The organism is Streptomyces cellostaticus (assembly GCF_001513965.1).
Taxonomy (GTDB): Bacteria; Actinomycetota; Actinomycetes; order Streptomycetales; family Streptomycetaceae; genus Streptomyces; species Streptomyces cellostaticus.
The window spans coordinates 35,234-51,730 of record NZ_KQ948042.1; the positions used below are offsets into that span (position 1 = coordinate 35,234).

Below are 16,497 nucleotides of genomic sequence, written 5' to 3' on the forward strand. Positions count from 1 at the left end.
GTTATGCGGCCAGCGTCCCCGGCATCACCGCGCGCGGCCCGAACTTCGCCCGTGCGCGGTCCGCGACCTCCTCGATCCGGCGGACCTTCTCGTCCACGGGATCGAAGGTGAGCTGGCAGGAGGCCTGGTCGGCAGGGGCCAGGCCCTCGGCGCGCAGGACGAGCGCACGGACCCGGGCGCGCTGGAGGCCGAGCGCCTCGTACATGCCGTAGGCCGCCTTCGTGAGGGCCGCCGAGTGTGCGGTCGGCTCCTTGAGGGTGCGGCTGCGGGTGGTGGAGGAGCGGTCGGCGTAGCGCACGGTCAGGGTCAGGGTGCGGCAGACCTTCTCCACCGTGCGCAGCCGGGCGCCGATCTCCCCGGCGGCCGACAGCAGGGCGCGGCGGTGCCGGTCCGGGTCCAGCTCGTCCAGTTCGAAAGGCCGGTCGGCGGCGAGGGACCGGGAGACGGCGTTCGGGACGACCCGGCCGCGGTCGACGCCGCTCGCCTTCTCGCGCAGCTCACGGCCCGCCTTCGCGCCGATCAGCCGCTGGAGTGTGGACAGCGGCGCGGCGGCGACCAGGCCCAGCGTGTCGAGACCGTACTCGCACAGGGTGCGGGCGGTCGCCGTACCCACGCCGGGCAGCGCGGCGACGGGCCGCTCGGCGAGGAACCCCGCGAGGGCGTCCGGCTCCTCGGGTACGGCGCAGGTCACCCCGGGACGGGCGTCGCGCAGCGCCATGCGGGCCAGCATCGGCCCCGGTCCGGCACCGATCACGCAGTCGACGCCGTACAGCGCGAGGGTGCGGACCCGGATCACCGCGGCCAGTTCCACGGCGCTGCGCCCGAAGTAGCGCTCGGCGCCCCGGAGATCGGCCAGTGCCCCGTCCGGGGGCAGCGCCTCCACGACCGGGGTGAACTCCTCCAGCAGCCCGAGCAGCCCGGGCAGGGCCGCCTCGTACATCGGCGGCAGCTGGAAACGTACGCAGAGGATGGTCATCCCGCACTCCCCGGACTCTGGTGCCACAACTTCCGTACCGTCGAAGGCCCTTGCGCGGCCTCCTGGCCCGCGGGCCGCAGATCGGCCCACGGGTGCATCTCGTATCCGGTCGGCAGACGGATCCGGCGGCCGCCCGTCGGGTCCTCCCTGTCCGCCCGCCCCTGGACCGGCTCGGCCAGCCGGGCGGCCACCTCGTCGAGACCGCCCTCGGCGCGCAGTTCGACCAGTTCGGCGAGGTTCCAGGCGGCAGAGCCCACCACGCTCAGGCTGCGCGGCCCGCGCCGCTGCACCACTCCGCGCACCAGCAGCAGCCAGGAATGGAAGACGGTGTGGGCGCAGGCATCGTGCGAGTCGTCGAAGAAGGCGAGATCGACCAGGCCCGTGCCGTCGTCCAGCGTGCTGAAGATGACCCGCTTGCCGGAGCGGATCGGCGGGGTCTGGGTGGCCGCCTTGGCGCCCGCGACCAGCACGGTCTCCCCGTGCCGGGCCTCGCGCAGCCGGCGCGCCGACACCACGCCCAGCTCCTTCAGGAACACCCGGTGGTCGTCCATCAGATGGCGTGAGGTGTCCATGGACAGCACGCCCAGCTCGGCGCTGAGCCGCTCCGCCGAGGTGAGGTCGGGCAGCCCGGCGGACGCCGTCTTCCGCCCGCCGGCCAGCGGGAGCTGACCGCCGCCCCCGCCCCGGGCACCCCGGTGCAGCTCGGTCAAGTGCAGTTGCAGGTCACGGCGGTTGGCCCCGAAGGCGTCCAACGCGCCCACCTGGGCGAGCCTTTGGGCCAGCGGACGGCTCGGCCGCGCCCGCTCCCAGAAGTCGAGCAGCGAGGCGTACGGCTGCCCCTCGGCGATCCGCGCCGCCTCGGCCTCGCTGATGCCGTGCACATCCGAGAGGGCCAGCCGAAGTCCCCAGACCTCCGGCTTTTCAGACACCAGTTCGATACGGTGGGCGACCCCGGACACGTTCACATCCAACGGCAGGATCGGCACCCCGCGCCGTCGCGCATCCGCCAGCAGCAGCCGCTTCGGATACATCCCGGGGTCGTGCGTGAGCAGCCCGGCATAGAAGGCGGCCGGATGGTGCGCCTTGAGCCATGCCGACTGATAGGTCGGTACGGCGAAGGCGACGGCGTGCGCCTTGCAGAAGCCGTACGACCCGAACGCCTCAACGATCTCCCAGGTCCGCCGAATCGTTTCTGCGTCATATCCGTTCGCCGCCGCGTGCTGGGCGAACCACACCTTGATCCGCCCCTGCGACTCCGGATCGGACAGTCCGCGCCGCACACGGTCCGCCTCGCCGCGCCCGCAGCCGGTCATGATGGCGACGATGTCGATGACCTGCTCGTGGAAGACGACGACCCCGTACGTCTCCTTCAGCGGCCGCTCCAGGTCCGGGTGCGGACAGCGCACCGGCGCCCGCCCGTGCCGCGCCTCGATGAAGGGCCGCACCATGTCGGCGGCGACCGGCCCCGGCCGGAAGAGGGAGATGTCGACGACCAGATCATGGAAGGTGGCCGGCTGGAGCCGCCCCACCAGATCCCGCTGGCCCGGCGACTCGATCTGGAAGCAGCCGAGCGTCTCGGCGGACCGGACGAGCCGGTACGTCGCCGGATCACCCGGCGGCAGGGCATCCAGGTCGATCCGCTCCCCCGTCGCCCGTTCCACCTCCCCGACCGCGTGCGCCATCGCCGACTGCATCCGCACCCCCAGCACGTCCAGCTTGAGCAGCCCGAGGTCCTCCACGTCCTCCTTGTCGAACTGCGACATCGGCAGCCCCTCGCCGCTGGTCGGCACCACCGGCGTACGGGCGAGCAGGGAGGCGTCGGAGAGCAGCACCCCGCACGGGTGCATGGCGACTCCGCGCGGCAGGGCGTCGAGGGCCTCGACCAGCTCCCACAGCTTGCCGTACCGCTCCTTCTCCCCCGCGAGCCGGCGCAGCTCCGGCAGCTCCTCCAGGGCCGCGCGGGCGTCCCGTGCCCGGATGTGCGGGAAGGACTTGGCGATGCGGTCGATGTCGGCGGGATCCATGGACAGGGCGGCCCCGACGTCACGGACCGCATGGCGGACCCGGTAGGTCTCCGGCATGGAGACGGTCGCGACCCGCTCGGTGCCGAACCGGCCGATGATCGCCCGGTAGACCTCGATGCGGCGCGCGGACTCCACGTCGATGTCGATGTCGGGCAGCACGACCCGCTCCTTCGACAGGAAGCGCTCCATCAGCAGCCCGTGCTCGACCGGATCGGCGTGCGCGATACCGAGGAGATGGTTGACGAGGGAGCCCGCACCGGAGCCACGAGCGGCCACCCGGATCCCCCTCTCCCGTACGTCGTCCACCACTTGGGCGACCGTCAGGAAGTAGGAGGCGAAGCCGTGATGGGCGATGATGTCCAGCTCACGGTGCATCCGCTCCCAGTAGGCACGCCGGTCGGCGTAGCCGTGCAGCACCATGCCCGCCGCCGCCCGCGAGGCGAGCGCCCGCTGGGCGGTGCGGCGGCCGGCGCCGACGAGGTGCGCCTCGGGAAAGTGGACGGTGCCGATGCCGAGATCGTCCTCGGGGTCGACGAGGCACTCGGCAGCCGTGACCCCGGTCTGCTCCAGCAGCAGACGGGCGGTGTCACGCCGATAACCGGCCGCCTCCACGACCCGCTCGGCGACCCGCAGCATGGCCTGCGCGTCCTTCAGCCAGGCTTCGCCGGAGTCGAGCTCCCCCCGGGGGTCGATCGGCACCAGCCGGCGAGCGGCATCCAGCACATCGGCGACCCGCCCCTGGCCGGGGTCGGCATAGCGGACGGCGTTGCCGAGCACCGGCCGGATCCGCTGCTCTGCGGCGAAGCCGACGGTACGGGCGGCCAGCCGCAAGGAGCCGGACCCCGTACCTTTCCGGCCGTGCCAGACGGCCTCCAGGCGCAGCGCGTCGCCGTAGACCTCACGCCAGGGGACGAGCAGCCTGGCGGCCCGGTCGGGGCGCCCCGCGGCGAGGGCGCGCCCCACGTCGGAGCCAGGACCGAGCAGCACGGTCAGGCCGTCACCGCGGTTACCGGACCAGGGCAGCAAGGGTGCACCCTCGCCCCCGTGCGCCGCCGTGACGATCCCGCACAGGTCGGCCCAGCCCCGGGCGCCGTCCCGGGCGAGGAAGGTCACCCGGGGTGTCGACTCATCGACGAAGGCACCACCGCGCACCGGGGCGCGCCGCCGTTCACCCCGCACGGCCTCCGGCCCGGCCACCGCCAGATCGACACCGAACAGCGGACGGACGCCCGCCCTGGCGCATGCCTTGGCGAAGCGGACCGTGCCGGCGAGGGTGTCGCGGTCGGTGAGGGCGAGGGCGTCCATGCCCCGCTCCGAGGCACGCTCGGCCAGCCGCTCCGGGTGCGAGGCGCCGTAGCGCAGGGAGAACCCGGAGACGGTGTGCAGATGCACGAAGCCCGGCACACGCACCTCCCGTAATCGTGAGCCCCGAACGACTCTCGAACATCAGTTCCCACCTCCACCATACCCCTATTCCGAACAAGTGTGCGACACCCGTTCGGGCGTCTCCCACCTGCGCAAACACCCGCCCGGACCCGGGGTCACCGCAGGCACAGGCACGCACGGAACCGTAAAGTCCCGCCCCTCATCCGGGGCGGGACTGCACGGAACAGGAACACGTACGGGCGGTCAGCCGATCTGGGTGCCCGTCGCCGACAGCGCCTCGGTGACCGGCTGGAAGAAGGTCTCCCCGCCGGAGGTGCAGTCGCCGCTGCCCCCCGAGGTCAGGCCGATCGCGTTGCTGCCCGAGAAGAGCGAGCCGCCGCTGTCACCGGGCTCGGCGCAGACGTCGGTCTGGATCAGACCGCTGACCGTGCCCTCCGAGTAGTTGACGGTGGCGTTCAGGCCGGTGACCGTCCCGTCGTGCACCTGGGTGGTCGAGCCGCTGCGGGTGACCTTCATGCCGACGGTGGCCTCGGCCGCGCCGGTGATCTTCTGGGTGGAGCCGTTGTAGAGGTCGACCTCGCTCGGGTGGTCGGTGTCCGAGGTGTACTTGACCAGACCGAAGTCGTTGCCCGGGAAGCTGGACTGCTCGTTCTTCCCGATGACGTTGCCGGAGGAGTCCGACCAGCTGGTGATGGCGTGGGTGCAGTGACCCGCGGTCAGGAAGTACGGCTGCCCGCCCTTGACCACGTTGAAGCCGAGCGAGCAGCGCCCGCCCGAGCCGGAGATCGCGTCACCACCGGCGATGAAGGGCTTGAACTCCCCCTTCGACCGCTTCAGTTCCGCCTTCGTGCCGAGCCCGTCGACCACCTTGCCGAGCTTGGCCCACTGCGCACCGGACACCGTCTTGTCGGCGGTGACGACGACCTTGTTGGTGACCGGGTCGGTCGCCCACGAGGTGCCGGGGATGGTCGCGTCCGCCTTCAGGGTCGCCCGCGCCCCGTCGAGTTCGGCGAGGGAATGGGCGACGATTCTGGCCTTGGCGCCGGCCGCCTGGACGGTCTTGGCGGCGCCGGCGTCGAGCACGTTGACGACGAGGCTCTTCGCCTGGGCGTCGTAGTAGCTGCCCGCCGCGTCGGACCCGAGGTCCTTGACGAGCGTCGAGGCGAGCTTTCCGGCCGCGGGGGCCGACAGAACCTGCGGTGCCGCAGCGGACTTCGAGGGTTCGCTGGCGTTCGCAGTCTGGAAGGTGACACCCGCGGCGACCAGTGCGGCGATTCCCGCTCCGGCCAGCGCGGCCCGTCGTCCGGGTATGCGTCGGTGCTTCAACTCACGTCCTCCTGTGGGGGGTCGACCCGGAGGTTGTGGGGACCTCGCGGGCCGGAAGGCTGGTTGACGAGCGCCTACTCTTCCGAACCGCACAGGGAGCACACAAGGTCGACTTCAGGACGCGCACGCGACGAGCCCGTACGCCCCCACCCCACTTGACCGAGGACAGTCACCCCAGTGAAATTCGCACTGCAAACACTACGTGCGAGTAACTCATCGGCGGACAGTGACCGTTACCCGTGTCCGGAAACCGCCCCCAGACCCCGCTGACACACAGCCCCGGACAAGGGAAGACCCCCGCACGCGGATTGCGCGCGGGGGCCTGGAGCCGAGCCGTACCCGTCAGGGAAGGGTCACACCGTAGTAGCTCAGTGCCTCGGTGACCGGCTGGAAGAAGGTCGTACCGCCGGAGGTGCAGTCGCCGCTGCCGCCGGAGGTCAGGCCGTAGGCCACGCTGCCCCCGTAGAGCGAGCCGCCGCTGTCGCCGCCCTCGGCGCAGACCGTGGTCTGGATCAGGCCGTAGACGATGTCACCGCTGCCGTAGTTGACGGTGGCGTTCAGCGCGGTGACCCGGCCGCTGTGCGTGCCGGTGGTGGAACCGCGGCGGTAGACGGTCGTCCCCACGGACGGGGTGGCCGCGCTGCTGATGGTCTGGCTGCCCACCGCGCTCGGGTGCGCGATCGAGGAGTTGGTGTAGCGCACCAGCGCGAAGTCGTTGCCCGGGAAGCTGTATCCGACGTTCGTGCCCAGCACGGTGCTGTGGCCGGAGTTGCTGTACCAGGTGGAGGCGACCTCACCGCAATGGCCGGCGGTCAGGAAGTAGTACGTACTGCCGCTGTGCACGTTGAAGCCGAGCGAGCAGCGATAGGAGCCGCCGTAGATGGCGTCGCCGCCGCTGATCAGCTTCCGGAGCTTGCCGGGGGTGTGCTTGATGGTCAGCGCGCCTGCGTTGGCGCCGGCCTGCTGCTTGATCGTGGCGATCTCGGCCTGGGAGACCGTGCTGTCGACGGTGACGACGACCCGGTCGGTCTTGCTGTCGACCGCCCAGGCCGTGCCGGCGATGTCGGCCTTGAGGACGGAGTCACTCGCCTGGGCGAGCTGGTTGGCGCTGAACGTGTGGTCGTCGCTGGCGCTCGCGGTGGGGGCGGCGAACGCTGCCGCGGCCAGGAAGCCGGTCGCCACGGCGATCAGCCGGGTCCGTCTTGTGGTGCCGCTGCGGGGAGTGGTGCGCTTGATGCTCACTTTTCGTTCCCTCCTGGGGGAAGTCGGGGGCCCGCGTGGGGGTCGGGGCCCGTGAGTCGCAGCCAGGGACAGGTCCGGGGGTCCGAACACGTATGCCCCCGACAAGCGCTGAGGGGGAGTATTCGGCCGAACGGCCGGTCGGCACAAGAGTGCCTTTCGGCCGTCAACCTTTGAACCACTCTTTAGACAATGCCCACTGACATCCGCTCACTAGACCATGCCCGCTGACATCCGCTCACATCAGCCCAGAGCGCGCTCTCCCGCCTCGATCGCCACGTCCAGCCGGTTGCCCGGCGGCGGGAAGGGGCAGATGAAGTGGTCGGCGAAGGCGCACGGCGGGAGCTCGGCGCGGTTGAAGTCGACCGTGGTACGGCCCTGCGCGTCCGGTGCCTCGGGAAAGAGGAACCGGAAGCGGAAGCTGGTGTCGCCGCTGGTGGCGTCGGCGAACACCGCCCACAGCCGGCCGACGCCCTGCGCGACCTGGAGCGTCAGGTCCTTTCCGTCCAGGGTGAAGGCGAGTTCCCCCGCGAGGGTGAGCCCGCGCTCGCGCCCGTCCGCGTTGCCGACCCGTACGGTGCGCGTCCCGTCGTACGGTGTGAAGCGCCCCGGCACCGACCGGTCCGGGTCGTACGGGGTGGCCTCGATGCCCTGGAAGGCGCGGCGGGCGTCCGCCGCGGGGTCGTAGACCCGCACCCCCCAGACCCCCTCGCGGACCAGCACGACCAGCCGCTTCTCGCCGAGCGCGACCCGCGAGCCGGCCTCCGGTCCGCTGTCGGCGCCGAGCCGGACCTCGCCGGAGAAGGGCAGGCTGTCCACGGTCAGGCCGTCGGTGCCGGCGGCGGTCAGCACCACCCCGGCACCCTGCGCCACCCACGTCCCGGGAATGTCCGGAAGTCGGCCGTCCGGATGGTCCTCGACCCAGTGGGTGGCGGTCAGCGCGAGCGGTCCGTAGGGCGCCGAGACCGTCTCCACACGCTGCTCGTGCCACCGCTTCCACGCGTCCGGTGCGGCCGATGCGTCCGTCGTCATGCGATCGAGTCCTTTCATGCGCGCTCACCCCTCCCCTGGCGGGTCGGGCAGCCCGAGGTGTGAGCGCAGGGTCGTGCCCTGGTATTCCGTGCGGAACGCGCCGCGCTCCTGGAGCAGCGGCACCACCCGGTCCACGAACTCCTCGAGGCAGCCGGGTGTGCGATGCGGGAGGAGGACGAAGCCGTCGGCGGCGTCCTCGCGTACGTACGCCTGCAGTTCGGCGGCGACCGCCTCCGGGGTGCCGATGAAGGACTGCCGGCCGCTCGCCTCGATCACCGTCTCCCGGATCGACAGTCCCTTCTCCTTCGCCAGCGCCCGCCACGTCCCGGCGAGCGCGACCCGGTCACCGTGCCGGCCACGGCCGGGTGTGAACGCCGGGTCCGGCACCGGGTCGGTCCGCGGGAGCGGGCCGTCGGGGTCATGGCCGCAGAGGTCAGCGCCCCAGACCCGCTCCAGGACGTACAGGGCGCCTTGCGGGGTGATCTGCTGCCGTCTGATCTCCGCGGCCCGCTCCTGGGCCTCGGCGGCGGTGTCCCCGAGGACGACGGTGACACCGGACATGATCTTCAGGTCCTCCGTGGCCCGGCCGTAGGCGGCGAGCCGTCGTCTGACGTCCGCGGCGAAGGCACGGCCCGCCGCCACGGAGCGGTGCCGGGCGAGGAGCACGTCGGCCGAGGCGGCGGCGCACTCCCGGTCCTCGTCCGAGTCGCCCGCCAGGATCACCACGGGGTGCCCCTGCGGCGGGCGGGGCAGGCCGAACTCGCCCGCGATGTCGAAGTGCCGGCCCTGGTGCGCGAACGGCCGGGACACCCCATCGGCCGTCCAGGAGTCCCACAGCTGCCGTGCGAGGCCGATGAATTCGACCGCCTGTGCGAACCGGTCCCGGGCGTCGGCCCGGCCGCCGTGCCGGAAGTTGGCGCCGGTGAACGCGTCCGAGGAGGTCTCGGCGTGCCAGGCGGCCCGGCCCTCGCTGAGATGGTCCAGGGTCGCGAGCCTGCGGGCGAGTTCGTACGGCTCGCTGTAGGCCGTGTGCACGGTGGCGGCGAGACCCAGCCGTTCGGTGACCCCGGCCAGCGCGTTCAGCAGGGTGAGCGGCTCCGGCCACCCGGCCGCGTCGAGGTCGTGGATCCGCCCCCGGTGTTCGGGCAGCCGCAGCTGTTCGGAGAGCAGCAGGAAGTCGAACAGCCCGCGCTCGGCGGTGCGCGCCTGCTGTGCCGGCGAGGCGAACGCGATCCGCGAGCCGGAACACGGGTCCGTCCCTACGGCGGCCCGGCCGTCCCCGGGGAGGCGGGCCGCCAGGTGCACCGTGCGTCGTACGGTCATGACGTTCCCCCGGTCACGGCGTACTGGTTGGCGGGGCGGGCGAGGCCCAGGTGCTCGCGCAGGGTGCTGCCCGGGTAGAAGGTGCGGAACAGGCCGCGGTGCTGGAGCAGCGCCACCGTGCCGTTGACGAGCCGCTCCAGGTCACGGCGCGGCTCCACGGGGGTGAGGTGGAAGCCGTCGGTGACGCCCTCCGTGTGCCAGGTGGCGATCAGCTCCGCGAGGTCGACGGGTCCGCCCCGGTACAGCGGGCCCTCGGGGGTCGGCCGGGGCCCTCCCCCGCCATGTCCGGGCTCGGCCGCGTGCTCGCCGTCGCCGAGGTCGACGAGGAGGCTCGCCAGGATCCGCAGGGTGTCGGGGTTCCTGCCGGACTCCGCGGCCCGGTCCCGCAGTTGCTGCCGTACGGCGGCGGCCTGGGCCGGGGTCGCGGCGCGGACCAGGGCCACGTCGGCGTACCGGGCCGCGGTGGTCCTGGCCGGTCCCTCGGTGGCGTCGACCACCCGGACGGGGTGGCCCTGCGGGGGCCGGGGCACGGTCGAGGGGCCCTTGACGGAGAAGGCGGTACCGGTGAAGTCGACATGGTGCAGCCTGGTCCGGTCGAGGAAGCGGCCGGTCGGCACGTCTCTGATCTCCGCGCCGTCCTCCCAGCTGTCCCACAGCTTCGCCGCCACGTCGGCTGTTTCGCCCGCCTCCGCCCACAGCGCGTCCGCGGGCGCGGCAGGCCGGCGGCCGAAGAGGCGGGCCTCGCCCTCGGTGGTGGACACGTCGATCCGCCAGCCGGCCCGGCCGCAGCTGGCCCAGTCGAGGGTGGCGACGGCGGCCTGGACGCGGAAGGGCTCGGTGTGCGTGGTGGTGAGGGTCGGGACGAGGCCGATCCGCCGGGTGGCGGGGGCCACGCGGGAGAGCACGGCGAGCGCGTCGGGCCCCGGTCGCGCGAAGGAGTCGTCCAGCGTCACGAAGTCGAGCCCCCCGCGCTCGGCGAGCTGCGCCAGCTCGACGTAGGGGGCGGCGCCGAAGGAGCCCGGCCGATCGACGGCGGCGGCGAGATGCAGCAGCCCACGCCCGTACCGCGCGCTCACGTCGGCACCCCCTGTTCGCAGGGCACCGGCGCATCGCAGGCCATGGTCATCGCTCACAGCACCTTCGACAGGAACGCCCGGGTCCGGTCCTCGCGCGGAGCGTCCAGGACCTCGCCCGGCGGCCCCTGCTCGACGATCCTCCCGTCGGCCATGAACACCACCGTGTCGGCGATCTCGCGGGCAAAGGCGATCTCGTGCGTGACGACGATCATCGTCGTGCCCTGTCCGGCCAGGTCCCGTATGACATCGAGGACTTCACCGACCAGCTCGGGATCCAGCGCCGAGGTCGGCTCGTCGAACAGCAGCAGCTTCGGCTCCAGCGCAAGCGCCCGCGCGATCGCGACACGCTGCTGCTGTCCCCCGGAGAGTTGGCGGGGATAGGTGTCGGCCTTGTCGGCGAGCCCCACCCGCTCCAGCAGCCGGCGCGCGCTGTCCACCGCCTCGTTCCGGGGCCGTTTCAGCGCGGCCACCGGTGCCTCGATGACGTTCTCCAGCACGGTCAGGTGCGGGAACAGGTGGAAGTTCTGGAAGACGAAGCCGATCCGCGTGCGCTGCTTCAGCACCTCGCGCTCGGGCAGCTCGTACAGCTTGTCGCCGGAGCGCCGGTAGCCGATCAGTGCGCCGTCCACGCTGATCGCGCCGTGGTCCACCTTCTCCAGGTGGTTGATGGTGCGCAGCAGCGTCGACTTCCCGGAGCCGGACGGGCCGAGGACGACGGTGACTTCACCGGTGCGCACTTCCAGATCGATGCCCTTGAGGACGTCGAGCGAGCCGAAGCTCTTGTGGACGGACCTGATGTCGACCATGACACTCATCGCGGAACTCCTTGGAGTCGGGGGGGGTTCATGCGGCTGCGCGGAGGGCGAGTTCGGCCAGGAACCGCAGCGCGGCCCGCGCCGTCGCGTCGTTCTGCCGGAACGCGGGCCCGCCGGTGCGCGGCCGGGTGAAGGCGCCGGGGGTACGGGCGTCGGTGTACGGGCCGAGCGCGAAGCGCCGCGGATGCGGCCGCCCGGCCCCGTCGAGGATCCGCCCGTCGGCGGGGTCGACGCGCAGCAGCCCCTCGGGGGTCTCGGCGGCGCCCTCGGCGTGCAGCTCGCGCAGCAGCGTGTCGCGGGCGCGTCCCACGGTCGGCTCGGGCAGCCGGGCCTCGACCAGCGCCCGTGCCTCGACGGCGAACCCCGGCACGGTCGGACTGGCGGCCCGGAACACCCCGTCCTCGGCGGTGACCGTCATATCGGCGCCGACGAACCGCAGCAGCCCCGCCCGGGACAGCGCGAGCATCTGCCGCAGCCGGGGTCCGGGCGGGCCGGATGCCAGGTAGCTGAAGAAGCCGTGCCACCAGGGGCCGATGTCCCCGAGCCGCACCAGTTGCCCGTAGACGGACAGCAACCCGAGGAAGACGCCCAGGTCGGCACTGTGATCCGGATCGTGACGACGGCTCAGGTCACCCTCGACATAGCCGCGCAGACCCTCCTGGAACTCCTCGTGCGAGGCGTACCGCACCCCGTCGAGGGGGTGGTCGAGCGCGGTCAGGTCGAGGCGGTCGTCCGGGTCCGGTACGGCGGTGGCGACGAGCGCCCGGATCTCGGCGGGGCCGCCGGCTGCAGCGTACTTCTCCTCGAAGTCGGCCCACCCCATCGCCGTACGCCCGGCGTGGGCGGTGAACAGGCGGTGGTAGTGGGCGAAGCCCAGCTCCTTCTCCACCAGCGGCCACACATCGCGCCGGAAGTCGAAACCTGACGGCCTGGCCAGCAGCTCCCCGACCTCGGCGGGCCCGAAGAAGCGGGGCAGCGGGGGCCGGTCGCCGGTCCAGTCGTAGCCGATCTTCGAGTGGTACGGCACTCCGCGCCGCGAGCCGACGTACAGCACCGGTTCACGCCCCGAGGGCAGGTAGGCGTCACCCTCGTAGCGCCCGCCCCGCCCCTCGGTGAGCAGCACCATCAGGTCGACGAAGGCGAGACCGAAGCCCCGCACGAGGACGGCTTCGCCGGGCTTCAGCGGGGACAGGTCGCTGTCGGCGGTGAAGTCGGGCGGCAGATGGACCAGGCCGTGCTCGCGGGCGTACGCGGCCAGCTCGGCCTGCCCGGAGTCGAGGTCGGAGTCGAGGTGGCCGAGGGCGAGGACGACCAGGTCGGCGAGGAGGGGACGCGGGCGGCCCTCCAGCCACACCTGCTGGCGCCCCTCGCGCGGACCGCTGACGCGCAGCGCACGCCGGGCGTGGTGGTGGACGGTGATGCCGGGGGGCAGCTCGGCGAGGGCACGCTCGTACACCCAGCGCAGGTAGCGGCCCTGGATCTGCCGGTCGGCGAAGGTGCGCCCGTCCAGGCCCGCCCACTCGTGCAGGGTGGGGCCCTCGCGCACCGGGCCGTCCATCCGCACCGTCTCGTCGGTGAACATGGTGACGTCCTCGGCGTGCGAGTTCATCCACAGCAGCGGTGACTGCTTCTGGCGCCAGATGCGTCCGCCGCCCGGCGGATGGGGGTCGACCAGATGGACGTCGAGGGCCGGGCCGGCGTACAGATCGGGCGCGTTGGCGGCGATGCGTTCGAGGAGTCCGGTCCCCCGCGGCCCGGCTCCCACGATCACCAGCTGCGGCCTCATCGGGCGGACTCCGTCCCGCGCGCGTAGTGCTTCTCGACGTAGTACTGGCCGACGCCGAGCACCGAGGTGACCACGGTGTACCAGAGGGTGGCGACCATCAGCAGCGGGATGACCTGGTAGGTGCGGTGGTAGATCAACTGGGCCGAGAACAGCAGGTCGTTGACGGCGATGACGCTGACGATCGAGGTGCCCTTGAGCGTGCCGATCAGCATGTTGCCGGCGGGCGGCACGATGGAGCGCATGGCCTGCGGCAGCACGATCCGCCGCAGGCGCCGCAGGCGGCTCAGGCCGAGCGCCTGGGCGGCCTCGATCTGCCCGCGGTCGACGGAGAGCATGCCGCCCCGGACCACCTCGGCGGCGTAGGCGGCTTCGTGCAGGGTGAGACCGACGACGGCGACGGCGACGGGGCTGAGCAGGTTGACGGTCTTCACCCCGAGGATCTGCGGGTACAGCGCCCCGATGTTGAACCACAGCAGCAGCTGCACCAGGACCGGGATCGACCGGAACAGCCAGACGTACCCCCAACTGACCGCTTTCAGTACGGGGTTGGCGGACAGCCGGAAGGCGGCGAGCAGGGTGCCGAGGGCGAAGCCGAGGACCATCACCACCGCGGTCAGCCACAGGGTGAGCCACAGACCGCGCAGGACGGAGTCCGAGGTGAAGTAGTCGGCGACGACGTTCCACTGGAACGCCTGGTTGCGCAGGACCGAGTTGACGGCGAGCCCGAGCAGCACCAGGACGACGACGGCGGCCGTCCACTGGCCCGGGCGGCGCTGCGGGACGATCGTCAGGGCGTCCGCGCGCTCGGGCACCCGGGGTGCGGCGGGGACTTTGGCGAGGGTGTCGGATGACATGTGAAGGCTCCGTGACGCGGTAGGTCGAACACGGTGGTGCCTTCACACGGCCGAGCCCCTCAGCAGGGCCGTTCATCGAGAGTACGTGGGCGTTTCCCCTCACTGTCAAGGCCGTCCGGACTGTGAGCCGTACGTCTCAAGTCAGTTGACGCGGAACCGGATGCCTGTTCCACTTGGCCCATGCATCCACAGCAGTGGCTGGTCACCCGCTCCCACATCGACTTCGGTCGCGTGTGGTCCTGTTCCTGTTGAGCTGACCCCCTGCGCGCCCGCTCCGGCGGGCTCATGCGTTCTCCCTTCTTTCTCCTTCTCCTGCGTCGCCTTCACACGCGCACCCCTCCCCTCGCGCTCTGCAATGCCTTCTGTTTCCAGGAGACCGCTTTCCGATGCGTACGCCCGTGCACCGCCATTCCCTGCTCTTCACAGCCCTCACTTCGGCCGCCCTGCTGCTCACCGCCTGTGGCTCCGGGTCCGCCGGCCCGGGGTCGGATGACCCCTACGGAAGGGACGTCGTCTCCGCCGAGAAGAAGGACGACGCGGCCGCGAAGCTGCTGCCGGCGGGCGTCACGAGCCTCACCGTCGCGGTCAGCGTCGGCGGCACCCCGCCCGGCACCACCTATCTCGCCGACGGCAAGACCCTGACCGGCCAGGACGTCGACTTCACCAAGGCGGTCGGCAACGTGCTCGGCATCAGACTCAAGGTGGAACAGGCGAGCTTCGAGGCGATCCTGCCCGCCCTGGACAGCGGCAAGTACGACTTCGGCGCGAGCAACTTCGGCGTCACCGACGAGCGGCGCCGGACGATCGACTTCGTCACCTACGTCAACGACGGCCAGGGCTTCGCCACCCGCAAGGACAGCAAGCTGTCCGAAATCACCGATCTGAGGCAGCTGTGCGGTCTCGACGTCGCGACCGGCGCCGGTACGACCTTCGAGGCCACCCTGGAGGAGAACAAGCACGTGTGCACCGACGCCGGCAAGAAGGCGTACCGGGTGCAGACGTACGCCGAGCAGAGCGCGATCTGGTCCTCGGTGCAACAGGGCCGCAGCGACGTCGTGATGTCCACCATCAACGGCCTGCGCTACGCGGTCGCCCGCCAGCAGGGCCTGAAGTTCCTCAACGAGTACCACCGCCTGGACGTCGGCTTCGCCTTCAAGAAGGGCACCAGGCTGGCCCCGGCCTTCCAGGCAGCGGTGAACAGGCTGATCGCCGACGGCACTTACGACAGGATCCTGAAGAAGTGGGGGACGACGGGTTCGGCGATCGACAAGTCCCGGATCTCCCCACCGGAACGGAAGAACTGACTAGCAGCCGTCACAAGGACAGCAGCAGTCGCATCCGTCACACCCGTCGCACCCATCGCACGGGCAGTCACAGTCGCAGTCGTTGCAGCAGCCCTCCCGCTTCTTGCGGGACCAGGGCCCTTCGTACTCCGACGCACAGCACATCTGGCAGCTACAGCACAGCAGCAGGAACATCCCACAGCCGGGCAGAAGACCGCGGGACTTCTGGGGATGGGGATGGTGCTCGCCGGGACCGAACGCCCGGTCCACCGAGCGCCGCAGCTCGTGCGCGAGCAGGAGATGGACGAGCGTGCCGTCGGTGAACTCGGCCTCCCGCAGGGCGAGCCGGATCCCGTGCAGCGCGTCGTCGGCGAGCCTGCGGGCCTCGGCGAGGGAAGTGCCGGTGGCGGTGAGCGGGTTCCACGCACCCGAGCGCGCGTCGGCCTCCCTGTCCTCGACGGCGTCCAGCAGGTGTGCGAGCCGCCCGAAGAGACGGCCGGCCTCGGCGAGCGGCTCGGCGTTGCCGGGCCGCCCGGCCAGCACCGCGGTGTGGGCGAAGGCGGCCGCGGTGGCCGTCTCGGTCGGCTCGGTGACCATCAGGACCGGCGTGCCGGGCCCGGCCAGGGTCTCGATGCCGACCTGCCGGTCGACGGCGTCCACGAGGACACCAGTGTCGAACCCGACCGCCGATCCGCTGTGCTCCCCGGCCCGCCCCCAGCTCGCGGCGACGCGGCGGGCCGCGGCCGCGACCGGCCTGCGGGCCAGCAGCCCGTCCTGGTCGGCGACATGGTCGCGCACCTTGGCCGAGGCGAGCACCAGCGAGACGGCGGCGGCGAGCCGCGCCCCCTCGCCCTGGGCGACGGACGCCGTCCGCATCCCGCGCAGCGCGCACGGCCCGGCCGTACGCCGGGACCCGCTCACCGCTCCGGCCTGAGCCTCCGTCAGAACCGATATGAGAAGTCCGTCATAGTTCGTTACGATACGAGCAAACTGTCCGTGATCCCGGCGCAGTGCGAGACACAGCCCGCACAAGTGCGCCATCCACTGGGCCTTGAGGCTCTCTCCGAGCCGGTGACTGCACGGTCTGACGATTCCGAACACGACGATCCCCCGTGGTGTGCTGCGATGTTGAGCTGCGGCATCGTATCGGCCGACTGTCAGCTCGTATCAGTCCGCGCGTTCACCCGTACGCACCGTGCATCACCCATCCGCCGACGACAATCATATTTCACTCACAGTCAGCAGCCGTATGAGTCATGCCCCTTGGGGCACAAGGACTCTCGACGGATCGGCTGTGCACCAGTACCGTCACAAACCCCCCGCGCGGCGTCTATCCACTTGGCGCGCCGTCCGCATCATGGATGACCATAGGGATGC

General features: G+C 71.6%; 12 protein-coding genes. 1 reads left to right on the plus strand and 11 read right to left on the minus strand.

Features of this window, described 5'->3' with window-relative positions; genetic code table 11:
- Position 1 precedes the first annotated feature (1 nt).
- The 10 genes from AQI88_RS35050 to AQI88_RS35095 form a co-directional block, all read right to left on the minus strand.
- Entirely contained in the window at positions 2–976 is a 975-nt protein-coding gene (locus AQI88_RS35050) for a DNA polymerase Y family protein (protein ID WP_067007425.1), read from the minus strand.
- On the minus strand, positions 973–4,404 hold the full coding sequence (locus AQI88_RS35055; protein WP_067007428.1) for a DNA polymerase III subunit alpha: 3,432 nt from the start codon (positions 4,402–4,404) through the stop codon (positions 973–975). The genes AQI88_RS35050 and AQI88_RS35055 overlap by 4 nt, the downstream gene beginning before the upstream one ends.
- Before the next feature lie 225 nt (positions 4,405–4,629).
- Positions 4,630–5,712 carry a S1 family peptidase gene (locus AQI88_RS35060; RefSeq protein ID WP_067007431.1) on the minus strand — a complete coding sequence of 361 codons (1,083 nt, stop codon included), beginning with the start codon at positions 5,710–5,712 and terminating at the stop codon, positions 4,630–4,632.
- Between the two features lie 342 nt (positions 5,713–6,054).
- Positions 6,055–6,954 carry a S1 family peptidase gene (locus AQI88_RS35065; protein ID WP_067007434.1) on the minus strand — a complete coding sequence of 300 codons (900 nt, stop codon included), beginning with the start codon at positions 6,952–6,954 and terminating at the stop codon, positions 6,055–6,057.
- A 240-nt stretch (positions 6,955–7,194) separates the two neighbouring features.
- Entirely contained in the window at positions 7,195–7,983 is a 789-nt protein-coding gene (locus tag AQI88_RS35070) for a DUF1684 domain-containing protein (RefSeq protein WP_067007437.1), read from the minus strand.
- A gap of 24 nt (positions 7,984–8,007) precedes the next feature.
- Positions 8,008–9,306 carry an NtaA/DmoA family FMN-dependent monooxygenase gene (locus AQI88_RS35075; RefSeq protein WP_079057994.1) on the minus strand — a complete coding sequence of 433 codons (1,299 nt, stop codon included), beginning with the start codon at positions 9,304–9,306 and terminating at the stop codon, positions 8,008–8,010.
- On the minus strand, positions 9,303–10,382 hold the full coding sequence (locus AQI88_RS35080) for an LLM class flavin-dependent oxidoreductase (protein WP_079057995.1): 1,080 nt from the start codon (positions 10,380–10,382) through the stop codon (positions 9,303–9,305). The genes AQI88_RS35075 and AQI88_RS35080 overlap by 4 nt, the downstream gene beginning before the upstream one ends.
- 53 nt (positions 10,383–10,435) lie before the next feature.
- Complete coding sequence (locus AQI88_RS35085; RefSeq protein WP_067007440.1) at positions 10,436–11,197, minus strand: amino acid ABC transporter ATP-binding protein; 762 nt, start codon at positions 11,195–11,197, stop codon at positions 10,436–10,438.
- A 28-nt stretch (positions 11,198–11,225) separates the two neighbouring features.
- Positions 11,226–12,983: an FAD/NAD(P)-binding protein gene (locus AQI88_RS35090; RefSeq protein ID WP_067007443.1), complete on the minus strand. Its 1,758-nt coding sequence runs from the start codon at positions 12,981–12,983 to the stop codon at positions 11,226–11,228.
- Entirely contained in the window at positions 12,980–13,837 is an 858-nt protein-coding gene (locus tag AQI88_RS35095) for an amino acid ABC transporter permease (RefSeq protein ID WP_067007446.1), read from the minus strand. Before AQI88_RS35095 ends, AQI88_RS35090 begins: the two co-directional genes overlap by 4 nt.
- 386 nt (positions 13,838–14,223) lie before the next feature.
- Here AQI88_RS35095 and AQI88_RS35100 point away from each other — a divergent pair, with 386 nt between their 5' ends.
- Complete coding sequence (locus tag AQI88_RS35100; RefSeq protein WP_067007449.1) at positions 14,224–15,141, plus strand: ABC transporter substrate-binding protein; 918 nt, start codon at positions 14,224–14,226, stop codon at positions 15,139–15,141.
- Here AQI88_RS35100 and AQI88_RS35105 read toward each other — a convergent pair whose 3' ends face one another.
- A complete protein-coding gene (locus tag AQI88_RS35105) occupies positions 15,142–16,221 on the minus strand; it encodes a DUF5685 family protein (RefSeq protein ID WP_079057996.1) in 1,080 nt (359 codons plus the stop codon).
- Positions 16,222–16,497: the final 276 nt, after the last annotated feature.

Excerpts from the sequence above, each read along its gene's own strand:
- AQI88_RS35050 (WP_067007425.1), bottom strand. The coding sequence starts at position 976 with ATGACCATCCTCTGCGTACGTTTCCAGCTGCCGCCGATGTACGAGGCG.
- AQI88_RS35070 (WP_067007437.1), bottom strand. The coding sequence starts at position 7,983 with ATGACGACGGACGCATCGGCCGCACCGGACGCGTGGAAGCGGTGGCAC.
- AQI88_RS35075 (WP_079057994.1), bottom strand. The coding sequence starts at position 9,306 with ATGACCGTACGACGCACGGTGCACCTGGCGGCCCGCCTCCCCGGGGAC.
- AQI88_RS35085 (WP_067007440.1), bottom strand. The coding sequence starts at position 11,197 with ATGAGTGTCATGGTCGACATCAGGTCCGTCCACAAGAGCTTCGGCTCG.
- AQI88_RS35090 (WP_067007443.1), bottom strand. The coding sequence starts at position 12,983 with ATGAGGCCGCAGCTGGTGATCGTGGGAGCCGGGCCGCGGGGGACCGGA.
- AQI88_RS35095 (WP_067007446.1), bottom strand. The coding sequence starts at position 13,837 with ATGTCATCCGACACCCTCGCCAAAGTCCCCGCCGCACCCCGGGTGCCC.
- AQI88_RS35100 (WP_067007449.1), top strand. The coding sequence starts at position 14,224 with ATGCGTACGCCCGTGCACCGCCATTCCCTGCTCTTCACAGCCCTCACT.